Annotated in this window: 18 protein-coding genes and 1 pseudogene; 13 read left to right on the forward strand and 6 right to left on the reverse strand. The window is 66.3% G+C overall.

The genetic code is table 11. The features are described from left to right. Nucleotides 1-177: 177 nt before the first annotated feature. The 3 genes from H0B43_RS01595 (at nt 178) to H0B43_RS01605 (ending at nt 4,458) form a co-directional block, all read left to right on the forward strand. Nucleotides 178-981 carry an SDR family oxidoreductase gene (locus H0B43_RS01595; RefSeq protein ID WP_185729590.1) on the forward strand — a complete coding sequence of 268 codons (804 nt, stop codon included), beginning with the start codon at nt 178-180 and terminating at the stop codon, nt 979-981. A gap of 836 nt (nt 982-1,817) precedes the next feature. Then, nucleotides 1,818-3,302: an aldehyde dehydrogenase gene (locus H0B43_RS01600; protein ID WP_185729589.1), complete on the forward strand. Its 1,485-nt coding sequence runs from the start codon at nt 1,818-1,820 to the stop codon at nt 3,300-3,302. Between the two features lie 37 nt (nt 3,303-3,339). After that, nucleotides 3,340-4,458, forward strand: coding sequence for an NDMA-dependent alcohol dehydrogenase (locus H0B43_RS01605; protein WP_185729588.1), 1,119 nt, complete (start codon nt 3,340-3,342; stop codon nt 4,456-4,458). A gap of 60 nt (nt 4,459-4,518) precedes the next feature. Here the strand turns inward: H0B43_RS01605 and H0B43_RS01610 are convergent, their stop codons facing one another. From H0B43_RS01610 to H0B43_RS01625, 4 genes are all read right to left on the reverse strand, one after another. Beyond that, nucleotides 4,519-4,893 carry a hypothetical protein gene (locus H0B43_RS01610; protein WP_252189879.1) on the reverse strand — a complete coding sequence of 125 codons (375 nt, stop codon included), beginning with the start codon at nt 4,891-4,893 and terminating at the stop codon, nt 4,519-4,521. A 310-nt stretch (nt 4,894-5,203) separates the two neighbouring features. Continuing rightward, the gene (locus tag H0B43_RS01615; protein ID WP_185729587.1) at nt 5,204-6,001 is read right to left on the reverse strand and encodes a hypothetical protein; all 798 of its coding nucleotides are present in this window, start codon (nt 5,999-6,001) and stop codon (nt 5,204-5,206) included. Then, complete coding sequence (locus H0B43_RS01620; protein ID WP_185729586.1) at nt 6,001-7,869, reverse strand: hypothetical protein; 1,869 nt, start codon at nt 7,867-7,869, stop codon at nt 6,001-6,003. Before H0B43_RS01620 ends, H0B43_RS01615 begins: the two co-directional genes overlap by 1 nt. Then, nucleotides 7,866-8,198, reverse strand: a complete 333-nt coding sequence (locus H0B43_RS01625; protein WP_185730145.1) for a hypothetical protein — start codon at nt 8,196-8,198, stop codon at nt 7,866-7,868. Before H0B43_RS01625 ends, H0B43_RS01620 begins: the two co-directional genes overlap by 4 nt. 548 nt (nt 8,199-8,746) lie before the next feature. On the opposite strand from H0B43_RS01625, the gene H0B43_RS01630 reads away from it, so the two are divergent. The 7 genes from H0B43_RS01630 (at nt 8,747) to H0B43_RS01660 (ending at nt 15,414) form a co-directional block, all read left to right on the forward strand. Further along, nucleotides 8,747-9,625 (forward strand): glycoside hydrolase family 26 protein, encoded by an 879-nt coding sequence (locus tag H0B43_RS01630; protein ID WP_185729585.1) that lies wholly within the window; start codon nt 8,747-8,749, stop codon nt 9,623-9,625. Between the two features lies 1 nt (nt 9,626). Beyond that, on the forward strand, nt 9,627-10,850 hold the full coding sequence (locus H0B43_RS01635; RefSeq protein ID WP_185729584.1) for a PP2C family protein-serine/threonine phosphatase: 1,224 nt from the start codon (nt 9,627-9,629) through the stop codon (nt 10,848-10,850). Nucleotides 10,851-10,861: 11 nt separating this feature from the next. Beyond that, complete coding sequence (locus H0B43_RS01640; protein WP_185729583.1) at nt 10,862-12,814, forward strand: glycosyltransferase; 1,953 nt, start codon at nt 10,862-10,864, stop codon at nt 12,812-12,814. Further along, nucleotides 12,811-13,149, forward strand: coding sequence for an STAS domain-containing protein (locus tag H0B43_RS01645; protein ID WP_185729582.1), 339 nt, complete (start codon nt 12,811-12,813; stop codon nt 13,147-13,149). Before H0B43_RS01640 ends, H0B43_RS01645 begins: the two co-directional genes overlap by 4 nt. Next, nucleotides 13,139-13,555 carry an ATP-binding protein gene (locus tag H0B43_RS01650; protein ID WP_185729581.1) on the forward strand — a complete coding sequence of 139 codons (417 nt, stop codon included), beginning with the start codon at nt 13,139-13,141 and terminating at the stop codon, nt 13,553-13,555. The genes H0B43_RS01645 and H0B43_RS01650 overlap by 11 nt, the downstream gene beginning before the upstream one ends. Nucleotides 13,556-13,917: 362 nt before the next feature. Continuing rightward, nucleotides 13,918-14,862 carry a phospholipase D family protein gene (locus tag H0B43_RS01655; RefSeq protein ID WP_185729580.1) on the forward strand — a complete coding sequence of 315 codons (945 nt, stop codon included), beginning with the start codon at nt 13,918-13,920 and terminating at the stop codon, nt 14,860-14,862. Between the two features lie 384 nt (nt 14,863-15,246). Further along, nucleotides 15,247-15,414, forward strand: a complete 168-nt coding sequence (locus H0B43_RS01660; protein ID WP_185729579.1) for a hypothetical protein — start codon at nt 15,247-15,249, stop codon at nt 15,412-15,414. A 198-nt stretch (nt 15,415-15,612) separates the two neighbouring features. On the opposite strand, the pseudogene H0B43_RS01665 reads toward H0B43_RS01660, so the two are convergent. Beyond that, nucleotides 15,613-16,925 (reverse strand): annotated as a pseudogene (locus H0B43_RS01665) (cutinase family protein); the annotation flags it as partial. Between the two features lie 335 nt (nt 16,926-17,260). Between H0B43_RS01665 and H0B43_RS01670 the strand changes: the two are divergent. Next, entirely contained in the window at nt 17,261-17,842 is a 582-nt protein-coding gene (locus H0B43_RS01670) for a dihydrofolate reductase family protein (RefSeq protein ID WP_185729578.1), read from the forward strand. Between the two features lie 473 nt (nt 17,843-18,315). Then, a complete protein-coding gene (locus tag H0B43_RS01675) occupies nt 18,316-18,543 on the forward strand; it encodes a hypothetical protein (protein ID WP_185729577.1) in 228 nt (75 codons plus the stop codon). Here the strand turns inward: H0B43_RS01675 and H0B43_RS01680 are convergent. After that, nucleotides 18,522-18,890, reverse strand: a complete 369-nt coding sequence (locus H0B43_RS01680; protein ID WP_185729576.1) for a hypothetical protein — start codon at nt 18,888-18,890, stop codon at nt 18,522-18,524. The two genes, H0B43_RS01675 and H0B43_RS01680, sit on opposite strands and share 22 nt — an antisense overlap. 29 nt (nt 18,891-18,919) lie before the next feature. On the opposite strand from H0B43_RS01680, the gene H0B43_RS01685 reads away from it, so the two are divergent. Continuing rightward, nucleotides 18,920-20,161 carry a LuxR family transcriptional regulator gene (locus H0B43_RS01685; protein ID WP_185729575.1) on the forward strand — a complete coding sequence of 414 codons (1,242 nt, stop codon included), beginning with the start codon at nt 18,920-18,922 and terminating at the stop codon, nt 20,159-20,161. Nucleotides 20,162-20,219 lie beyond the last annotated feature (58 nt).

Consider the following 20,219-nt stretch of genomic DNA (forward strand, 5'->3'; position numbering starts at 1 on the left):
ATCGAACGTAACGCTGGAGCAATGCCGGAGCCAGGGGCTGTCCGTCCCCCCTCTCGACGGCATCTGTCAGATCCGGCCGGGTTTGTGCACGATGGTGCGGTGTTCGCCCGGAACCGTGGGTGAACGACACCAAGCACGATCAGATCCGTCCCAAGCACGCTACGAAGGGAATATCTCATGGCCCGGACCGTCCTCATCACCGGAGCATCGTCCGGCTTCGGAGCAGCTCTGGTCACTGCTTTCGCAGACGCGGGGTGGCACGTTGCCGCGACGATGCGCAATCCCGCCAAGATGCCGGCGAGTCTGCACGCGCTGCCGAACGTCCGCACCCAGTGCCTCGACGTCACCGACGAGACGTCGATCCGCGACGCCGTCGCGGCAGTAGAATCGTGCTTCGGTCCGGTCGACGTACTGCTCAACGTTGCTGGCAATGTCGTCCAAGGCACCCTCGAAGAACTCTCGATAGATCAGGTCCGAGCTCAGCTCGAGACCAACGTCGTCGGCGTCGCGGCAGTGACGAAGGCCCTGCTGCCCGGGATGCGGCAGCGTCGCAGCGGTCACATTATCAATTTCTCCTCCGGTGGCGGCCTCGTCGGTGTGCCGCGGCTCGATGCCTACGTCGCATCCAAGTTCGCGGTCGAGGGACTCAGCGAGGCTCTGTCGCGGGATGTTTCCCATCTCGGCCTTCAGGTCACGATCGTCGAACCCGGGGTTTTCCACACCGATCTCGGCGATTCGGCGGTGCAGCCGGCGCACCCCATCGAGGCGTACGCGCCAGCCGCAGACCAACTACCAGGACTCTACGACTGGACCCCCGGCAACCTCGAAGGTGCGGCGAGGGCCATCGCGTCAATCGCCGCTCGGCCCGGCGCGCCACTACGCCTGTACGTGGGACACGGACTCGATGATGTGCGCCGGCATTACCACGAACGCCTCGACGGATGGGCAGCCTCGGAACATCTCACCCGCGGCACCCTGTAAGCGCCTGTTCAGCAGAGTTGCGGACCCCGTCGCCCCTGGCTGGAGCATAGCGCCCCTCGGATCCAGCTGTCCCTCGCTCGCCCCCAAGCGAACCGCACCGGCAGGGCTCGTTGATCTGAGAGTGGGGCGACGACGCGAAGCGGAACATCATCGAACGAAGCTGAGACAGTAATACTTGGGAAACATAGGCGGCTAGCTCCGACTGTCGGCAGCGAGGGCTGACGTGTCGGGTATCCAGTGTCGAATCGGGGTTTGCGATCAGATGCTCCGAACCTTCCTGAGCGGTCCGAACGCGAGGCGCTCGTTCCGATCGTCCATCTACTGGATTCCGACTCGGGATGGATCGCGCCCCGATCGAACAGTTCTTTGGCGGAGTGATTGCTGAGATGGTGCGAGGCAGAGACACCGCTCCCCGCACGCGCCCAAGATCATGGCGCCTTTGTCCGCAAGTCCCTTGTCTTACCCTTGATCTCGGCTTTGAGGCATTGACTGCGGTGCCCTCCACCAGCACGAATCAACTCGATAGCGCGTCGATGTCCGGCCCGGTGGTGTCGATCGAAGACCACCCACTGCTTCAGCATGGGCGCATCGAGCACCTACAAATGTTTGATGGTGCCGCAAGCGGTCACGCCGTACCTCCTCCGGGCCGGGCAAGGGAAGAATCGCGGCGTCGATATGCGCCGTATCACGCATGATATAAAAAGCGCCATGCAACACATCGCATCTATATATTCTGTACTATGTAGTATAGAGTCCAGGGCGCGCTCAGTTACATTCCCGCACATTCGCTGACACCCACAAAGACCGTCGGCCGCAGAGTCTCTCGGAGGTAGCAGATGACACCGACCACCGGCGTTCAGGCATTGAAGGAACTCGTCGAGCCGGACCGGTTGCTGATCGACGGTTCGTGGGTGCCCGCGGCCGAGGGCGCATCGTTCCCCGCGATCGATCCCGGCACCGGAGAACAGGTGGCCCGGGTGGCCGAAGGCACCGAGGCCGACGTCGACGCCGCGGTGGTCGCCGCGCGCCGCTCGTTCGACGACGGGCGCTGGCTCCGACTGTCGGGCCAGCAGCGGTCGGTGATCCTGTGGCGCATCGCCGACCTGCTGGAGAGCAGGGCCGACGACCTCGCAGCGCTGGAGAGCATGGACGCCGGCATGCCGGTCTCCCAGGCGCGCCTCATGGTCGGTGAGGCCGTCAATCAGTTCCGGTACTTCGCCGGCTGGGCCGACAAGGTCGAGGGCAAGAGCGTCGAGATCGGCCCTGCCGACATGCGATTCCAGGGATACACCCGCAAGGAGGCAGTCGGGGTGGCCACGTTGATCGTGCCGTGGAACGCACCCGTCGTCGCGACCGCGCAGAAGCTGGCACCGGCGCTGGCCGCCGGATGCTCGTGTGTGCTCAAGCCCTCCGAGGAGGCGTCCCTCAGCGCGCTCGCCGTCGGCCGACTGCTCCTCGATGCCGGAGTGCCACCCGGCGTCGTCAACGTCGTCACCGGATTCGGGCCGCGGGTCGGCGCTCCACTCGCCGCCCACCCCGACGTCGACAAGGTGAGTTTCACCGGGTCGACCCAGGTCGGCAGGCAGATCGTGCACGCCGCCGCGGGCAACCTCAAGAAGGTGTCACTCGAACTCGGCGGCAAGTCGGCGATGATCGTGCTGCCGGACGCGGACCTGGACACCGTGATCCCCGGCGTCGCCACCGGAATCTTCTGGAACTCCGGACAGATCTGCACCTCCGGCTCCCGGCTGTTCGTCCATCGGGACATCGCCGACGAGGTGGCCGACGGGGTCGCCGAGTTCGCTCGCAACCTGAAGGTCGGTTACGGCACCGACCCGGACGCCGACCTCGGGCCCCTCATCTCGCAGCGGCACCTCGACCGGGTGCACGGATACGTCGAGAGCGGCGTCGCGTCCGGAGCGCGGGTTATCGCCGGCGGCAACCGAATCGGTGACACCGGCTACTTCTACGAGCCGACCGTGGTGGTCGACGCCGACCCGTCGATGGCGATGATCCGCGAAGAGATCTTCGGCCCGGTGCTCGGCGTCGTGACATTCACCGACCTCGACTCCGCGGTCGCCGCCGCCAACGACACCGAGTACGGACTCGCGGGCAGCGTCTGGACCCGCGACGTGGCCCGCGCCCACTCGATCGCGCATCGGCTGCGGGCGAGCCGAATCGGCATCAACGTCCACCGTGCGGGCGGTGTACAGATGCCGGTCGGCGGATACAAGCAGTCCGGCTGGGGCCGCGAGAACGGTGCCGAGGCGCTCGCCGAATACCTCGAGACGAAGTCGGTGGTCACCCGGCTCGCCGACTGACACCAGCACATCCCATTCACCAACCCCAAGGAGAAGCATGAGAACTCGCGGCGCAGTCATCCGGCAGGTCCCCGGCGAACTGGAGGTGATCGACCTCGAACTCGAAGATCCCCGCGACGACGAGGTCCAGGTCAAGCTCGTCGCGAGCGGCATGTGCCACTCGGACGACCACCACGTGACCGGGGACATCCCCGTCGGCATGTACCCGTTCGCGCTCGGCCACGAGGGCGCAGGCATCGTGACGAAGGCGTCTCCCAACTACAAGGGCATCGAGGTCGGCGACCACGTCGTGTTCTCCGCGATCCCGTCCTGCGGTCATTGCCGCTGGTGCTCGTCCAACCTGCAGAGCCTGTGCAATCTCGCCGCCGGCATCCTCGCCGGCCCGCGCTGGACGGACGGGACGTTCCGGGTGCGCACGACCGACGGAACTCCGGTCGGGCAGATGTGCGGCATCTCCACGTTCCTCGAGACGACGACGGTCTCCATCAACTCGGTCGTCAAGATCGACGAGGACATTCCGCTCGACAAGGCCTGCCTCGTCGGCTGCGGGGTGAGCACCGGCTGGGGATCGGCGGTGAACCTCGGCAACGTCGAGCCCGGTCAGACCGTCATCGTGATGGGCATCGGTGGGCTCGGCTCCGCCGCGCTGCAGGGCGCCCGGCACGCCGGCGCAACCCACGTCATCGCCGTCGACCCCGTCGCCTTCAAACGGGACAGCGCCAAGACGTTCGGGGCCACTGACGCCGTCGCGACTATCGAGGAGGGCGCCGAACTCGCCAAGCAGTACACCGACGGTCAGGGCGCGGACGCCCTCGTCATCACCGTCGGCGTGCTCGAACCCGAGCACGTCGCTCAGGCTCTCACCTCGGTCCGGAAGGCGGGCACCGTCGTCGTCACCGCCGTCGGCGAACACTCCCGGATCGGTCTTCCGATCCCGGTCGCCGACCTCACCCTCTCCCAGAAGCGTCTGCAGGGCTGCGTCTTCGGCTCGACGAACGGCACGTGGGACGTCAACCGGCTGCTGAACATGTACAGGTCCGGACAGCTCAACCTCGACGACATGATCACGCGCACCTACCGGCTCGACGAGATCAACCAGGGATACCAGGACCTGAAGGACGGCAGGAACATCCGCGGCGTCATCCTGTTCGACTGACCACCCGCGCACACGAAGGGCCGCTCGGGAACTCCCGAGCGGCCCTTCCTGGTCCTGCGACTACTCGGTACCTGCGAACGCCGGGGCAGTCCGGCTCGGCTCACCGACCACGACGGTACGGGTGATGCGGGTGAGAGCCATCGCCGCGACGGCCGCGAGCACGATAGGGACGATGACCGCGAGGTACATCGCGCGCGGTGTCATGACGCTGAGCGCGTACCCCGCGACGATCGGCGACAGAATCGCACCCGCGCGGGCCACGCCCATCATCGCTCCGTAGCCCTTGGCACGTGCGAGCACCGGGTACGCTGTCGTCGACGTGGACGTGAACCCGGACATGGCCGCGAAGGTGCCTGCGCCGAGAAGCCCGGCCATGGCCAGCGCAAACGGGCCCTGCAGCGTGAGCGCGAACCCGGCGATCGCCGCGGCGGACACGGCCGTGCACCTCGCCGGCCACACCGCGACCGCCGACGCAACCACCAAGACCTCAGCGAAAACCGCATCGGCCACCGCGCTCGTCGAGGCACTGTTCGAACAGCACTGAAACAGGCTGTCTCTGTCGCGCCAGACAATCCGCATCATTACGCCGCTAGCCGCGGCTCGGAGCCAGCCTATAGCGGCCCGAATCGCAGCCGCGACCGCACCACAAGCGACTCCCTCGTCGAGACGATACGTGTCGTCGACATGCGATGCGGGAGCGTCGATTCCGTTCGCTGACATACAGATTCGACATGTGTCCGCGGGGTCAGATCCAGTCGATGTGGACGGAGTCGATGTGGTCGAAATGGAAACCGAACTGGTCGCTGTAGGTGTCGAAGCCCTTGTTCTCCGGGTAGTCGAGGGTGGCGTGCCGCTCGAGCAGGGCGACGACTCGGGCGTGATCGTCGTTGGCCAGTGCGGCGGCGAGTTCGCGGGACTCGTCACTGCTGAACGGGGTGTCGGAGTTCGCGAAATCCAGGGTGCGGACCCGGTAGTCATATCCCACGTCGGCGCCGTTGCGGACCATCACACCACCCTTGACGCGGATCACCGCCCTCTTCGGTGTGCCGTCCGGCCGCAACACCCCAGCGCGTCTCATGATGTCCTGCGCCTTGACGTTTTTTAGTTTCTTGCTGGCGTCGGCCCGCAACTCGTTCGTCTCCCCGGACCGGTACCGGGACACCGCGGAACGCGACCGCCCGATCTTCTTTGCGACGGCATCGATACCGCCGAGGCGTTCGATCGCCGCCCGCCGTTGCGCCCGTTCCAGCACGTCCGGGTGCGGAATGCGGCCCTGCTGCGCCCACCGCCGCAACGTCCGGTCCGACGGCGGGGTGCGGCCCGCGTCGATCGCCGCCTGCCGCAGACCATCGTTGCCGAGCTCCGTACGCAGCTGCTTGACGGAGACCTTGCTGGTCAGTCCGGCCAGTCCCCCGCTCTTGACCTGCTTGGACTTCTCCACACCACTGGTGGCGGCACCGGCAACGGACACCTTGAGGCCGTCGAGGCCGACAGCCTGCTGCGGCGGATTGGTGGTGCGCGGCTTGGGAAGGTGCAGGGCCATCAGTTCGCGTCCTCGTCCTCGTCGTCGTCGGCGAACGCCGACCTGATGACCAGATTCACCTCGTGCACATCCTGAGCCGACGCCAACTCGGCCAGCTGGGTGTCGGTGAGAAGTATGTCCTTTTCCACCGACATCTTCCCCAGCGCCTCGCTCGGGTCGGCGAGGTCCTCGCCCTCTTGGAGGAGGTACACCCAGGAGTCGGTGACGGTGCGGACCGGCCACCGCCCCGTCTCGCGGGCGATCCGCATCGCCACCCGGCGGCCGCGCCACCGGCAGTGCGCGATGATCGCCGCCCGCCACACCGGCTGGTGATGATGCTGCATCCGGGTCGCGGTCCACATGTCCGGGTTCACCATCCGCCCGATGTACCCCTTGTAGCAGGAGCCGATGAACCGTTTCGTCGCGTCGTCGCCGGTGTCGACCGCCGTCTTCCGCGCTTCGCGCAAGATTTTGGCCCACTTGTCCAGCGCCCGGCCCTGCTGCGGGTACACCCACGCCTCGGCGATGTCGAGGTCGTCGAGGTCGGCGCCGATCCCGCCGTCGGCGACCGGTGCGCACAATCCGTCGAGGCTGACCGAGGTGACCCAGGTCTGCACCGGCTGATCGTCGAGCATCCGCGGGTGCGGCAACGGGAGTTTCTCCGGCAGCGCCACGGTCTGCCCGGGTGGCAGGGTGATCCGCCACAGCCCGAACGGGGCACCCTTGTCCCCCACCGCCGCCGCGGCCGCCCCGTCACCGGTCAGATGCGTGGGTTGCCCGTACCCGAATTCGAGCATTCCAGCGGAGGCGAGATAGGCGGCGCGCTGGTCGAGGGACACCAACCGGTGGGTGCCGTCCATGTCGTCGGGTTGGGGGATGCGGGTCCAGCCGGCGGCAGGTTCGAGGTCTCCGCGCGGGGCCCCGTCCAGCGGCGGGACCGGGCCCGCGGTCGCGACCAGCAGACCCTTGCCCGTTCGGGTGCGTTCCCGCTTGATCTTGTCGACGACCGCGGCACCGGTCCGGGCCGGTGTCGGCCCCGGCAGCACCCCGAGATGCTTCACGGACCACGCGACCCGGCGACCGAGTTCCCGTGCGGCGGACAGGTCGTCGTCGGGGAGATACGTTCCGGCCGCCGGTGAGCCGAGGATGCCCATCTCACCGACCCGGTTGTTCCAGCCGAAGTCCTTGTTCCAATACGTCCAGACATACGGTTCGATCAGCACATCGATCATCGTCGTGAACTTCCCGATCGACCGCGCCAGGCGCACCACATGCCCCGGGTCGCCGCGCAGTTCCCACCCGGCGCTGAGCATCGGCGTCAAAGTGGCCTGCAGCACCGCGGTCAACTCCTCGGCGGCCCGGGTACGCAACGTCTCCATGTCCTCGAAGTCGTCCTCGGAGCCGGGATCGATAACCCACCCCAACGCCTCGCACGCGCCCTGGCCCACGATCCACACCTGCGCAGGAGCACCCAGCGGGGTCAGGGCGGCCCAGCGAATCAGCTGGTCGAGCTTCTCGACCGAATCCACCGGACCAGTCAGCTCCCGCCCCGACGGCGTATACGTTCCCGCAGCGGTGACGATCAACGCATGGCCGTCGGCCTCGTCACCGGCCGGCAACGCCTCCCACACCGGCGTCGGCGGTGCGGGTGCCTCAGCTGCGTCGTCGGGTGACTGCGTCTCGGGTGACTGCGTCTCGGGTGACTGCGAGATCGGGGCGTCGTCGGCGACGTCCGAGTGGTGGTGCGGTTCGGGTTCTGCGGGAGCGACCAGCTCCGGATCCGCCTGATCGGCGGTGTGGGCGACAGCGACATCGGCAGACTCTGGTGACGTTGTCGGAGTCTCCTCGGGTAGTCCGAACAGAGGAATCTGCTCCCCGGCCCCGCTCATGACTCCGGCTCGGCGATCCGACCGTCGACATCTACCTGCGGGACGCTGTAGCGGTCGAAGAATTCCTGCAAGGCAACGTCGACGACGTTGGTAACCGTGGACTGGCGATCTCTCACCAGCCAGTTCAACCGGGCCTCCGTCGAGGCCAATACCCGGGTATTGAGCGGCACCTTTGTCGGCCCCTTCCGCGGTTCCAACTTCGCCGTCAACTCCGGACTCGGCGTAACCGTGCCGGAGACACTTCCCGGACCGTTTCCCCTTGAGTGAGCGGCACCTCCGCGTGCGCCCCCGGACCGGGGACCGTCTGCGAAATCTCTTGCCTTCGCCATATCCACCTCGTGTTCCAGCCTGCCGCGCATGTACCCCGGGTAATCAACTTACCCCATGCATGTCTTCGTGCACGCATATTCGCTCGCGTGTATGCGCGCAAAGTTTCATGCGGACAGATGCGACGGCGGAAGCGACACCACTGGTGGTGACATCACCGCACGCCGGGGCCGGAGCAGCACGCGGTCGTATTGCTTGCACCGTGCTACAGCGGCTTTCGCTGCCTCGTCCGTCGTCAATCTGGCAGCAGTAGAGGACGAGTGGGCGAGCGACGACGAGGCAGATGGTGGGCGGGGCGACACCACCGGTAATGGGTGGTGCCGACGTGGACATCGGCGGAGTCGAGGGAGGGACTCGAGCACGTCATCGGGCACTGCGTCCCTGAAAGTGGGACTATTCTGCTTTGTGCCGGGGTAATGCTGCAGCAGCAAATGCGGGGCGGATGATGAGAATAAGCGTCATGGGGCCGATTCGGTTGTGTTTGGCTGCGGTGGTGATGGCGATCGTGGTGTTCGCCTGTGGGGGTGATCAATCCGGGTGCCGTGGGCCGATGATCCCACTGGATGTACGAGCCTGCCTGCGGTTCGGCGTCAGCACACCGGGCGGTCCCACGGCCGTCGAGGAATTTGAGGGTGTCGCGAACGTGGTCGGTGAACCACCGACTGTGGTCTTGTCGTACTCCGACTTCACCTCGCCGCCCCCGATCGACGGCCTGCGGGCAGTGCGGGACCTCGGCGCCGTGCCGGTGATCACCTGGGAACCCTGGCGGTGGTTCGACGAGGGGCGGTACGGGTCGAGTGAGTTCTCGATGTCGGGGATCGCCGCCGGTGTCCACGACGACTACCTGTACCGGTGGGCGGATGAACTGATCGCCTGGAAGTCACTGGTCTACCTCCGTTTCGCCCACGAGCCGAACGGAACCTGGTACCCGTGGAGTGTGGCCCAGGGAACGCAGCCGAGCAGCTATGTCACCGCCTGGCGTCACATCCACGACCTGTTCGCTTCGAAGGGCGCCGACAACGTGCTCTGGGTATGGGCGCCCAACGTTCGGTTCGAGGGCAGCAGCCCGATAGCCCACCTGTACCCCGGCGATAATTACGTCGACGTTCTCGGTGTGGACGGATACAACTGGGGTACGACGCAGCCGTCGAGTTCGTGGGTGGAACCGGCCGAGCTCTTCGGTCCGAGCCTGGACGAACTGCGGAACCTGGCGCCGGGTAAGCCGATCCTGGTCACCGAGGTAGGAAGCACTGACACCGGAGGGTCGAAGGCCGATTGGATCGGCGCGCTCGTCGACTTCCTCACAGCGCAGGACGACGTGTCCGGTTTCATATGGTTCGATCACGACAAGGAGGCCGACTGGCGGCTGACGAGCACACCGGAATCGGCTGCCGCTCTGGCGGACGCATTGGGGAGGAAGTACCGCTGACATGAACATCCCGATCATTGCCGAAGACACCGAAATCGCGCGGCTACGTTCACTCGAACAGCTGACGATCCTGGATACACTGCCCGAGGCGCGTTTCGACCAGATCACCCGAATGGCGCGCCGCCTCTTCGGGGTTCCGATGTCAACGGTGTCGCTACTCGATCGGGATCGGCAGTGGGTCAAGTCGACGCAAGGCCTCGACATGCAGAACATTCCGCGATCGCAGACCGTGTGCCAGACGACGATCGCCCGGGCGTATCACCACCCGGAGGATCCGATGGTGATTCTCGAGGACGCGCGTCGCGATACGGCGTTCGCGGATCTGCCCGGAGTGGCGGCGGACGGAGGGGTGCGGTTCTATGCGGGCTATCCGCTGTACGGGCCCGGTGGTCACCCTGTCGGGACGTTCTGCATCTACGACACCGAACCCCGGACGCTGGACTCGACGCAGTTGGCCGCTTTCGTCGAACTCGCCGAATGGGCGCAGCGGGAACTGGAGCACTCCGACGAGCTCGAGCGTGCCGCCAGGATTCAGCGTGAACTGCTCCCTCGGCACGAGATCGATCTGCCGGGGTACGAAGTGGAGTCGGCGTGCGTGCAGGCCTTCGCTGTCGGTGGTGACTTCTATGACTACTACCGGGTCGGCCCCGGCGCGATGTTCAGCCTCGCGGATGTCATGGGAAAGGGCCTCGGCGCCGCGATCCTCACGGCGTCGGTCCGGTCGGCGTTGCGCGGTGTCACTCACGCGCTGGCCGCGTACGGTGAGGGTCGCCCCGACCTCGGACGCACGGTGGCTGCTGTCGCGGCACAACTCGCCGAGGACTTCGACCGCACCGGCACGTTCGTGACGCTGTTCCACGCGCGGATCGACGTCGACTCCGGCGCACTGGACTACGTCGACGGCGGACACGGTCTCGCAATGATCGTCAGGCGGGACGGCACCGTGGAACAGCTCCGCAGCTCCGCACTCCCGCTGGGAGTGATCGACAACGACTCCTGGGCGGCGCAACACAGCACACTGCACCCCGGCGACATGCTCGTGATCTGCTCCGACGGCCTGCTCGACCACCTCGGCGACATCGACGGCGAATGGGACTCGGTGCCCGCGTTCGCCGCTGCGCACCCGTCGCCGACACGGTTGCTGGCGGCCGTTCACGAACTCGCCGCTGTCACCCCGCCCCTCGACGACATCACCGTCGTTGCCCTTCGACGTCACGACTGCTGAGGAGGAGACACGTGTCACCCCTGCGGCTTGCCGGCCTCCGGATACTGATCTTCCTCACCGCCCTGCTCGGTCTCAATTACATCGTGTGGCGATGGCTGTTCTCGGTGAACTGGCCGGCGTGGTGGATCGCCCTTCCGCTGGTGGTCGCCGAAACCTACAGTCTGATCGACTCGTTGCTGTTCGGGCTGACGATGTGGCGCCTGCGGACGCGGCCCACGCCAGCGCCGCCGCCCCACGACCTCACCGTCGACGTCTTCATCACCACCTACAACGAACCCGACGATCTGGTGCTCGCGACCGCAACCGCGGCACACCGGATCCGGTACCCACACACCACGTGGATTCTCGACGACGGGGATCGCCCCGAACTGGCCGCCGCCGCAGACGAGCTCGGTGTGCGCTACATGACTCGCGCGGCATCCTGGACGAACAAACCCCGGCACGCCAAGGCCGGCAACCTGAACAACGCACTGATGCTCACCGAGGGCGAGTTCATCCTCATCCTCGACGCCGACCAGGTGCCCGATCCGGAAATCCTCGATCGCACGCTCGGATATTTCGGCGACGAGAAGATGGCACTCGTCCAGACACCGCAGTACTTCGTGAACGTGCCCGCGAGCGACCCTCTCGGCAGTCAGGCCCCGTTGTTCTACGGTCCCATTCAGCAGGGCAAAGACGGCTGGAACGCGGCGTTCTTCTGCGGGTCCAACGCTGTGCTGCGCCGCGACGCCCTGATGCAGCTCGGCATCGCCGGATACGTCGAAGCCGTCGAACGCGACGTGCAGCGGGCGCTGCGGACGGCCGCAAAGGTTGTCACGAAGGCCCGGGCCGAGTTGAACAGTGACCAGGAGAAGATCGCCGACGTCCTCGAGGAGGTTACCGAGGCCGTGCACTCGGCACGGGAAGAGCTCCGCGGCAACCGATCACTCGCCGACGTCACCTACGACTTCCAGCAACGGGTCGACGCCGCCGCACGCAGGATCGTCGACACAGACGTCGAGTCGATGCGCGAGGACCTGGCGGTCATCGCCGCGCTGGAAGCGGACCTGCACGACACCGATGCCCCCGTCGCGATACTCGACGACGCTGCGTTGACGCGGCTGGCCGAGCGCGAATGGTCACCGCTCGGCGCCATCGAGTCCGTCCGCACGCTGATCCGGGCGGTCGACGTCGGCCGTGACGACGAGGCGCAGCCGGTGTTGCCGATGGCCACCATCTCGGTCACCGAAGACATGGCGACGTGCATGAAACTGCACGAATTGGGTTGGCACACCGCCTACCACCACGAGATCCTCGCCCACGGTCTGGCACCGGAAGACGCAGGCACGATGCTGACCCAGCGACTGCGGTGGGCACAGGGCACCATCCAGGTGATGTTCCGGGACAACCCGCTGCTGCAGCGCGGTCTCACACTGGCGCAGCGGCTGATGTACTGGGCGACGATGTGGAGTTACCTCTCCGGCTTCGCTGCCGTCGTCTACATCGCCGCGCCAGTGGTGTACCTCGTCGTCGGCGTCATGCCCGTGCAGGCCTACAGCTGGGAGTTCTTCGGCCGTCTCGTCCCGTTCCTCGCCCTCAACCAGTTGGTGTTCTTCGTCGTCAGCCGCGGCACTCCCACCTGGCGCGGCCAGCAGTACAGCCTCGCTCTCTTCCCGGTGTGGATCACAGCGTGCTGGACGGCTGTCCTCAACGTGTACGCGGGGCGGTCGCTGGGTTTCGCGGTGACGCCCAAGACCCGGCAGGAACACGGTGCGACCCAGTGGTATCTGGTGCGGTACCAGCTGATCGCGATGGCGGCACTCGTCCTCGCGTCGGTGATCGGCGTGATTCGTCTGATGCTCGGGAACATCTCCATGTTCGGCGTCGGTGTGAACCTGTTCTGGGTTGCGTTCGACCTGGTCATCTTGAGTGTCGTCATCCCCGCGGTCCGATATCGCGGATTCCGACAGGAGGAAGCTGCATGATCGAGTTCGAGAGCCGTACCACGGAAGAGGGTGTGGCTGTGGTGCGTCCGGTCGGCAGGTTGAATATGGTTGCAGCACCACGCCTGCGAGACCTGTTGCGCGATTTCGTCGACGGCGGAACGAACCGGGTGGTGGTCGATCTGAGCGTTACCGACTTCATCGACTCCTCGGGGCTCGGGGCACTCATCTCCGGTCTCAAGGCCGCCCGGCAGGCCGGTGGCGACCTCCGCATCGCCAAGCCCACCGAGCAGGTCGAGACCGTGCTCGCGCTGACCAACCTCAATCGTGTACTCCGAACACACGACTCGGTCGATGCCGCATTCGATGGCCGCTGAACTCGGCTCCTTCTCCCGACGGATACGTACGACTGCCCGCCCGGAAAGCCTGAACGAGGTCCACGAACTTCTCGCGGAACTGTGGGTGCACGACTCGCTGGACGGGCGCCGGCGCCTCGAGTTCGAGTCAGCAGTCGCCGAGATCGCAGCGAACATCATCGAGCACACTTCCGGTGACGTCGTGACTATGACACTCGACGTCCGGGCGCTGCCGGACCGGGTCGAGGCCCGTTTCGAGGACGACGGCGATCCGGTGTCGGTGGATCTCACGACCGTCGAACTACCGGACGAACTCGCCGAACGCGGCCGCGGCCTCGCGATCGCTGCCACAGTTCTCGACCGGCTCGACTACCACAGGGACGGCACCGTCAATATCTGGACGCTGAGCCGCAACCGGGCGGGTTGATCTCACCGGAGGACTCCTCCTCCGGTGAGTGTTGCGTCGGCGGCCACGATCCTCGACGGTCGAAGCGGTTCCGCCTACGGTGAGAACGCCCTTGGCGTTCGGACACCAGCGCCGGCGGCTTCTGCCCAGAACCTGCGATCCGGGCGGGCGGACCAGTGCTGCACGTGCGGACCCGGCATCTCGTCCTCTGGATGAGAACGTCGCTGGCCAAATGTCACCCCTCGCACCCGCCACTGGTGCAGCGGGCCAACGGCAGCTTCAGGTCATCGGGGACGGTGTCGAGGCTGTACGGCTCGTGGTCAGCCGGTCCCCTCTGCCGCGATCGGCACGCCGACGCGCGTGGCCCGTTACCGTCTGTCGGTATGGGGACCACCTTCCACGGGCCGAGCCCGTGGCCGCACATCACCCGCGCGATCCGCACACGCGGCGCCCGCCATGCGGCGATCGCCTACCTCGGCCCGGATGCACCCGACCTACTCCCGCTGCGTGCCGGCGACGTCCTGGTCGTCAACGCCTCCAGGGCCGCGATCCGGGCGCACGCCACCTCCCCCGCAGCCCTCGCGTTCTACGTGAACAAGGGGGTGCGGGTGCTGTCCACGCCAACCCTGCACGCCAAGGTGATCGCGACCAACACCCGGGCCGTGATCGGGTCGGCGAACGCGTCCGAGAACTCCATCCTCGCCGACGACGCCGTGGTCATCACCGACGACCCCGAGATCATCGCAGGTGTCTGGAAGTTCATCGACAGCCTCGACGAGATCACCGAGGTCGATCAGGTGTTCCTCGACGACGCGATCCGGGAGTGGGAGATCGGCCGTGCCGTGCCACTGCCCGGGGTCACCGGACGTGTCCGCACCGAGACAGACTTCCTCCCCGCCCCGGTAACTCGGATGTTCGTCAAACACGCCGTCGACTACGAACCCACCCGAACCGAGAGCCGCGTGCTCGACGAGCAGCGGGGCCGACATCGCAGCCGGGGCGGCCCGGCGGCGAAGTACCAGCTCGAATCGCTGCGCCTCGATAGGCCCAGCGGGGTGAAGCGTGGCGACGTCATCGTCTTCGTCTCCACCGACGACCAGTGGATTTACGCGCCGGCGGTCGTGGTCTCCGACCCCATGAAGGTCCCGCGGTCCGGTGGGGCGGTTCTGTACTTCCTCCGCCTCCGCACCGACCTGTCCCCGCTCCCCCTCCCAGCCGCAGAGGAAGAGTTGACCGCTCTCGGGCATCCGGGCTCACGGCTGCGGACCGACCACTTCGTCCGCTCCCCCACCATGCGGACAGCCCTGTTGAGTTTGTGGGACCTCTAGACCTCAATCACCGAGCGGCGCAGTGGCCTTCTTAAGCATCAGGCGGACCTTGTCAGGGAAGGCGATCCGCACACCATGGGGGTGGAACCGGCAGCGGCGGGTGGTCGAGCAACGACGGTGTTACCTTCGACCACAGCAGGATCCCCACAGCGGCGGTGAGCGGAGAAGGCGCCCTGAGGGTATGCGCTCTCTCATGGCTCGTCCCTGGCGAGAATGTCGAGATGGACTCGGTTGCGGTGGCTGATTTCGCATCGACCGGATTCAAGGTCGCGAAAGTAGGGCGCGGCACTGCTCATCGGTGCCTACTTCCGCGTTCTGCCCGATCACGTTGACCGGTTCGCGTATTCCGTTTCGCCAGTCGATGACCGTGTAGGCGAACTGGCCGTGGGTGGTGAAGTCGCGTTGGCGGGTGCAGACGACGAAGTGCTCCGAGAGTGCGCGGACGGTGTCCGGGCGACGGGGTTCGATCCCGAGGACATCGACCGCGACACGCTCGGAGAAAATCAGCGGGGAACGCTCGCAGATGGTCGGCTCGCGGGGAAGGCGTGGTGACCCTGATGAACGCCAAGGGCGCATCGACCACCCCGCTCGCATTCGATCCCGGCGGCCAGATCCGCTTGCGCGGGCGTCCCTGCGTGTGAAATAGGTGTGTTTGTCGCAGTGCGGGCAGGTCACCCAGCAGGATGTCGGGCGGTGGGTTCGAGGGGCCATTTTTCGGTGCTCCATTCGATTTTGGGCGCCGTCGGCTCGTCAGACGGCGCGGGTGATCTGCAGATTCAGCCAATCCGCGATCCACTGGACGGCGTTGCGGCCGGCGTTGTCGACGACCAAGTTCTGGTTGCTCTGGTGTGCACCGGAGGCGAAGAAGCTGGCCGCGTTCAGTCCCTCCCCGACGACCGCGGCGAGTTCCCCGGCCCCCTGCGAGCGCGCCATCGTGGACACCGACACGGCGAGTGCTGCGAGGTCGAGGGTCTGGGCCTGCGTGGTGATCGCGTTCCCGACCGGGTTGGCCTGCGTGCCCAGCAGCGCGGGGTCGGTATTGCCGGCTTTGCCGGTGAGCATGTTTGCGCCCACCGAGGCGAGCTCGAGGCCGAGTGGGATCAACGCTGCGGTCTGCGCCGCATCACCCACCGGGTCGGGAAGCACTCCGGGTGGAGGGAAGAGCTTGGCCGCGGCGGTCCACGCAATTTCCTGGGCCTGGCCGGCGATGTTGGCCAGCTTGATCACGTCGACGTTGCCGAGAATGCTGGTGACCAGCGCTGTGTGCGAGAGCTGAGAGATTTCGGGGGCGGTGGCGGGCAGTGTGGTGGTGCCACTGTTCGAGAGTGTGGCTGCGGTGTTCGCGATGGTGGTCACCGCGTCGAGTGCACCGGTCAGGTCCGCGTGGCTCGCGGTGGTAAGGACCTGCGCGGCCGCATGTTCCGGTGTGCCCACTGGGGCTGCGGCCAGGCCTGCGGTGGCGGCAGTGTTCGCGGCCCCGGACTGCAGCAGCTCGGCGAGTGGGCTGAGTGTCTTACTCACGAGGTTGCGGTGTCGCCTATCCGGTTCACATCAACCGAACCACCGGTGTCGCTGCCGCTCAGTTGTTTTGCAAGCACGTCGACATTCGATCCGAGACCGGGCAGGTCGACGTCGGTGAAATCGGAGGTCAGCGCGGTGGCAATAGCAGTGTTACCTCCTTCGGTGCCGGTGGTGCCGGGGGTCTTCGACAGGATCGATCCGAGCGATCCGAGGAACGGGTTCGCACCCTTCTGGATCGAGCAGTACAGGTCGTTCGGATCGCAGATCGAGGCCACCCGCCCGGACAACTTGCCCATGCCCTGCACTCGGGGACCGGCGATCCCCTCCCCGGAGGTATTCGGTCCCACCGTCGCCGCGCCCTTCGTGCCGGCACCGGGATCGGCGAGCAGTGCCACACCGAGGACCCGGTCCGCATCGACCGGCCCCTGATCGTTTCCGATCGCCGAGGCGAGATCGCCTGCAGCGTCCGAACCTTGGGAGTAGCCGGTGATCGTGATCTTCGCGCCCTGGCATTTGTCGGTGTAGTTCTTCAGCACGGCGCTGAGCATGGTAGCGACCGCTCAGACCACCACCCTCACTAGTCCGACACCGAAGATGGGACTGGCAAGGTACTGGATTCTCAACACCCCTAATGCCATTCAGGCCCGCCACCAGGTGACCTCGGTGGACCGTGCCGACGGAGTTGACGGCCGCCGAATGACTTGCCACCGGTCCAACGGCGACGTGGAACCGTATGGGCAGCCGGGTATATCTGGGCGTCCCACGACGAGGGTGTCATGGGCACGAAGATGGCCGACTGCCGACCGATTGATTTCTTACAAGTGCGACAGCTCACGACACGCTAATTTGGGGGCACCCCGAAGAAGAGGAGAGCCCCGTGGGCAAGGTGGTCATGTACAGCTCGGTGTCGGTGGACGGCTTCGTCGCGGACGAGAATGACCAGCCCGGACCGCTGTTCGACTGGTTGTCCAGCGGTGACGTCCCGTTGGACGAGAGCGGCGAGTTGAACGTGTCGCAGACGTCCTACGACTACATCCGGCCGTACTGGGACCAGATCGGGGCGACACTCGTCGGCCGCCACGTCTTCGACATTACGGACGGCTGGGGCGGGAATCCTCCGGGCGGGATCGATCACGTGGTCGTCGTGACCCACCGGCCGGAGCCCGAGGGCTGGGACCCCGAGGCGCCGTTTCACTTCGTCGACGGCGTCGAGGCAGCCGTGGCCAAGGCGCAGGAGCTTGCGGGTGACCGCATGGTCGAGGTCGCCGCTGGCGACGTCGGTGGCCAGGTGCTTGCCGCGGGCCTGATCGACGAGGTGCGCATGGACGTCGTGCCCGTCGTGTTCGGGTCCGGCAAGCGCTACTTCGGGTCGGCCCACGCGCAGCACCTGTTGGAGGATCCTGACGTGGTTATTCAGGGCAACCGGGTGCTTCACCTGCGCTATCGGGTGCGCCGTTGACCGATCTGAGCGGGCACGCAACGAAGTCCACTGCGAACAGAAGCGTGCAGATCTCCGCAGATCCTCGCGACTTGAGGCGCCTCAAACAAGCCGATACTGAGTCCCCGCTGCACCCATAGCGCGACTCAAGCCCGACCCCGCCGGCTCGGGCTTTTCATGCCCGCGTGGCATCCCCGAACCACAATGGAATCCCGCTGTGGTCAACCGCCCACCACCTTGCATGCATGGGCCCTCCACCACCGAGAATCGGAGGTGGATCCTTCTCGACAGTGTTTCTAGGACTTCGGGGCGTCCGCGTCCGCCCAGTTACCTACTCGCGAGTGGCCGGTTAGCGCCCCCGGGGTTCGGCTTGCGGTGATCTTTCGGGACATCTCGACGAGCCGTTGTGGCTGCCTGTCGATGGAGTTGGAGGCCTTGAGATGTCCCTGTCCGATCCGTGTGTCTGACCGTTCTCGGGGCCGTCCGGTGAGCCGGTGGTCCGGCTCGGGGTGCGGTTGGTCGATGACTATCTGGAGTTCCTGGAGGGGCGGTGTCGCTCGAACACGGTGCTGGCCGCGTACGACCTGCGGGTGTTCTTCACTGTGGTCGCCAAGGCACCAGCCGAGGTCGCACCGGCGAACGTGCTGGCCGCCCACACCCCATCGGTCGTTGTTGAACTCGTGAGTGCGCAAGGACGCGATTACCGGTTGAATGAGCCTTGATGTCCGACCGCGATGACGTCCGTCTCGGCCTGCAGCTGTTCGCGCAGCAGGCTTGGGCGAGGGCGCACCAAGCGCTGGCAACGGCTGACCAACGCGATCCGCTCCCGGTCGACGTGTTGGAGAAACTCGCCGGGGCTGCATACCTGGCGGGAATGAACGATGAGAGCGACCGAGCCTGGAGCCGTGCCTTCCAGGTCCACGAGCGCGGCGGCGATCGGCAGCGCGCAGTGCGGTGCGCCTTCTGGGTGGCCTTCCGTTTGGTGAACGCCTACGACGAACCCCGCAGCGGCGGGTGGATTTCCCGGATCGGTCGGTTGTTGGAAGGGTGCGACCAGTGCGTTGAGCACGGTTACGCAGCTATCTGCGGGCGACGCAGGTGCTGTTCTTCAGGGGCGACGTCAGGGCAGCCGCGGAGACGTACGCCGAAGCCGCGAGGATCGGTGATCAGTACGCGAACGTCGAGTTGACCACGATCGCTCGCACGGGCCAGGGCCGGTGCCTCATCTATCTGGACGAGGTCGACGCCGGCCTGGCCCTGCTCGACGAGGCCATGATGGCCGTGACCGCGGGTGACGTCTCGCCGATTCTCACCGCCGACACCTACTGCACGGTGATTGAGGGCTGCAGGGAGCTGTTCGACCTGCGCCGGGTCCAGGTCTGGACATCCGGATTGGTCGCGTGGTGCCACGCACAGCCTGAACTCGTCGCTTTCCGCGGCCAGTGTCTGGTCGATCGCTGCGAGGTGCTTCAGTTGAGCGGCGAATGGGTCGACGCTCTCGCGGAGGCCCGGCGAGCGTGCGAGCACCTCAGTACCCCCAAGCCCCACCCTCCCATCGGCGCGGCGCACTACCAGGTGGGTGAGCTGCACAGACTGGGCGGGGAGCTCACTGCCGCCGAGGCCGCCTACCGCAGGGCCAGCGCGGCCGGTCATGATCCGCAGCCCGGACTCGCCCTACTACGCCTCGCGCAAGGCAAGGTCGACTCGGCCCGCACCACCATCCAGCGGGTTCTCACCGAAACGCGGGACCACCTCGTCCGCGCGCGTCTGCTTCCCGCCTACGTGGAGATCAGCCTCTGCGCCGGAGATCGCGATGCAGCAAGCACCGCGGCGGCAGAGCTGGCGGACACCGCAGCGGCGTTGCGTGCCCCGTTGCTCAGAGCCATGTCGGCGACGGCGGACGGCCGGGTATTGCTTGCACGCGACGACGCACCGGCGGCGCTGGGCCGATTGCGGGCAGCAGAGAAGCTGTGGACAGATCTGGAGGCGCCGTACGAACTCGCGCGCGTTCGTCTCCTCATCGCAGAGGGCTGCGGTGCTCTGGGGGACCATGAGAGCCAGACGATGGAGGCTCGAGCCGCCCGCGCCGCCCTCGAGCGGTTGGGCGCCGCCGGCGACCTGGCCCGACTTGACGTTTCCCACCAGGCCACCGTCCTGAGCAGGAGGGAATCCGAGGTGATCAGGCGGATCGCAGCAGGCGATTCCAACAGGCAGATCGCCGAAGCGCTTGTGATCAGCGAGCGAACCGTGGAACGCCACGTGAGCAACATCTTTGCCAAACTCGACATCACAAGTCGTGCGGCTGCGACCGCCTATGCCTACGAGCACGATCTGGTGTAACTGGGTGCCAGCACCCAAATCTCGGACCCGCTGAAGATGGGTGCTCGCTCGGATGCCG

It is taken from the genome of Rhodococcus sp. 4CII (genome assembly GCF_014256275.1).
GTDB classification, from domain to species: Bacteria; Actinomycetota; Actinomycetes; order Mycobacteriales; family Mycobacteriaceae; genus Rhodococcus_F; species Rhodococcus_F wratislaviensis_A.

Bases quoted from the DNA above. Each gene is read 5' to 3' on its own strand.
- H0B43_RS01595 (WP_185729590.1), top strand. From the start codon at position 178: ATGGCCCGGACCGTCCTCATCACCGGAGCATCGTCCGGCTTCGGAGCA.
- H0B43_RS01600 (WP_185729589.1), top strand. From the start codon at position 1,818: ATGACACCGACCACCGGCGTTCAGGCATTGAAGGAACTCGTCGAGCCG.
- H0B43_RS01605 (WP_185729588.1), top strand. From the start codon at position 3,340: ATGAGAACTCGCGGCGCAGTCATCCGGCAGGTCCCCGGCGAACTGGAG.
- H0B43_RS01615 (WP_185729587.1), bottom strand. From the start codon at position 6,001: ATGGCCCTGCACCTTCCCAAGCCGCGCACCACCAATCCGCCGCAGCAG.
- H0B43_RS01620 (WP_185729586.1), bottom strand. From the start codon at position 7,869: ATGAGCGGGGCCGGGGAGCAGATTCCTCTGTTCGGACTACCCGAGGAG.
- H0B43_RS01625 (WP_185730145.1), bottom strand. From the start codon at position 8,198: ATGGCGAAGGCAAGAGATTTCGCAGACGGTCCCCGGTCCGGGGGCGCA.
- H0B43_RS01630 (WP_185729585.1), top strand. From the start codon at position 8,747: ATGATCCCACTGGATGTACGAGCCTGCCTGCGGTTCGGCGTCAGCACA.
- H0B43_RS01635 (WP_185729584.1), top strand. From the start codon at position 9,627: ATGAACATCCCGATCATTGCCGAAGACACCGAAATCGCGCGGCTACGT.
- H0B43_RS01645 (WP_185729582.1), top strand. From the start codon at position 12,811: ATGATCGAGTTCGAGAGCCGTACCACGGAAGAGGGTGTGGCTGTGGTG.
- H0B43_RS01650 (WP_185729581.1), top strand. From the start codon at position 13,139: ATGGCCGCTGAACTCGGCTCCTTCTCCCGACGGATACGTACGACTGCC.
- H0B43_RS01655 (WP_185729580.1), top strand. From the start codon at position 13,918: ATGGGGACCACCTTCCACGGGCCGAGCCCGTGGCCGCACATCACCCGC.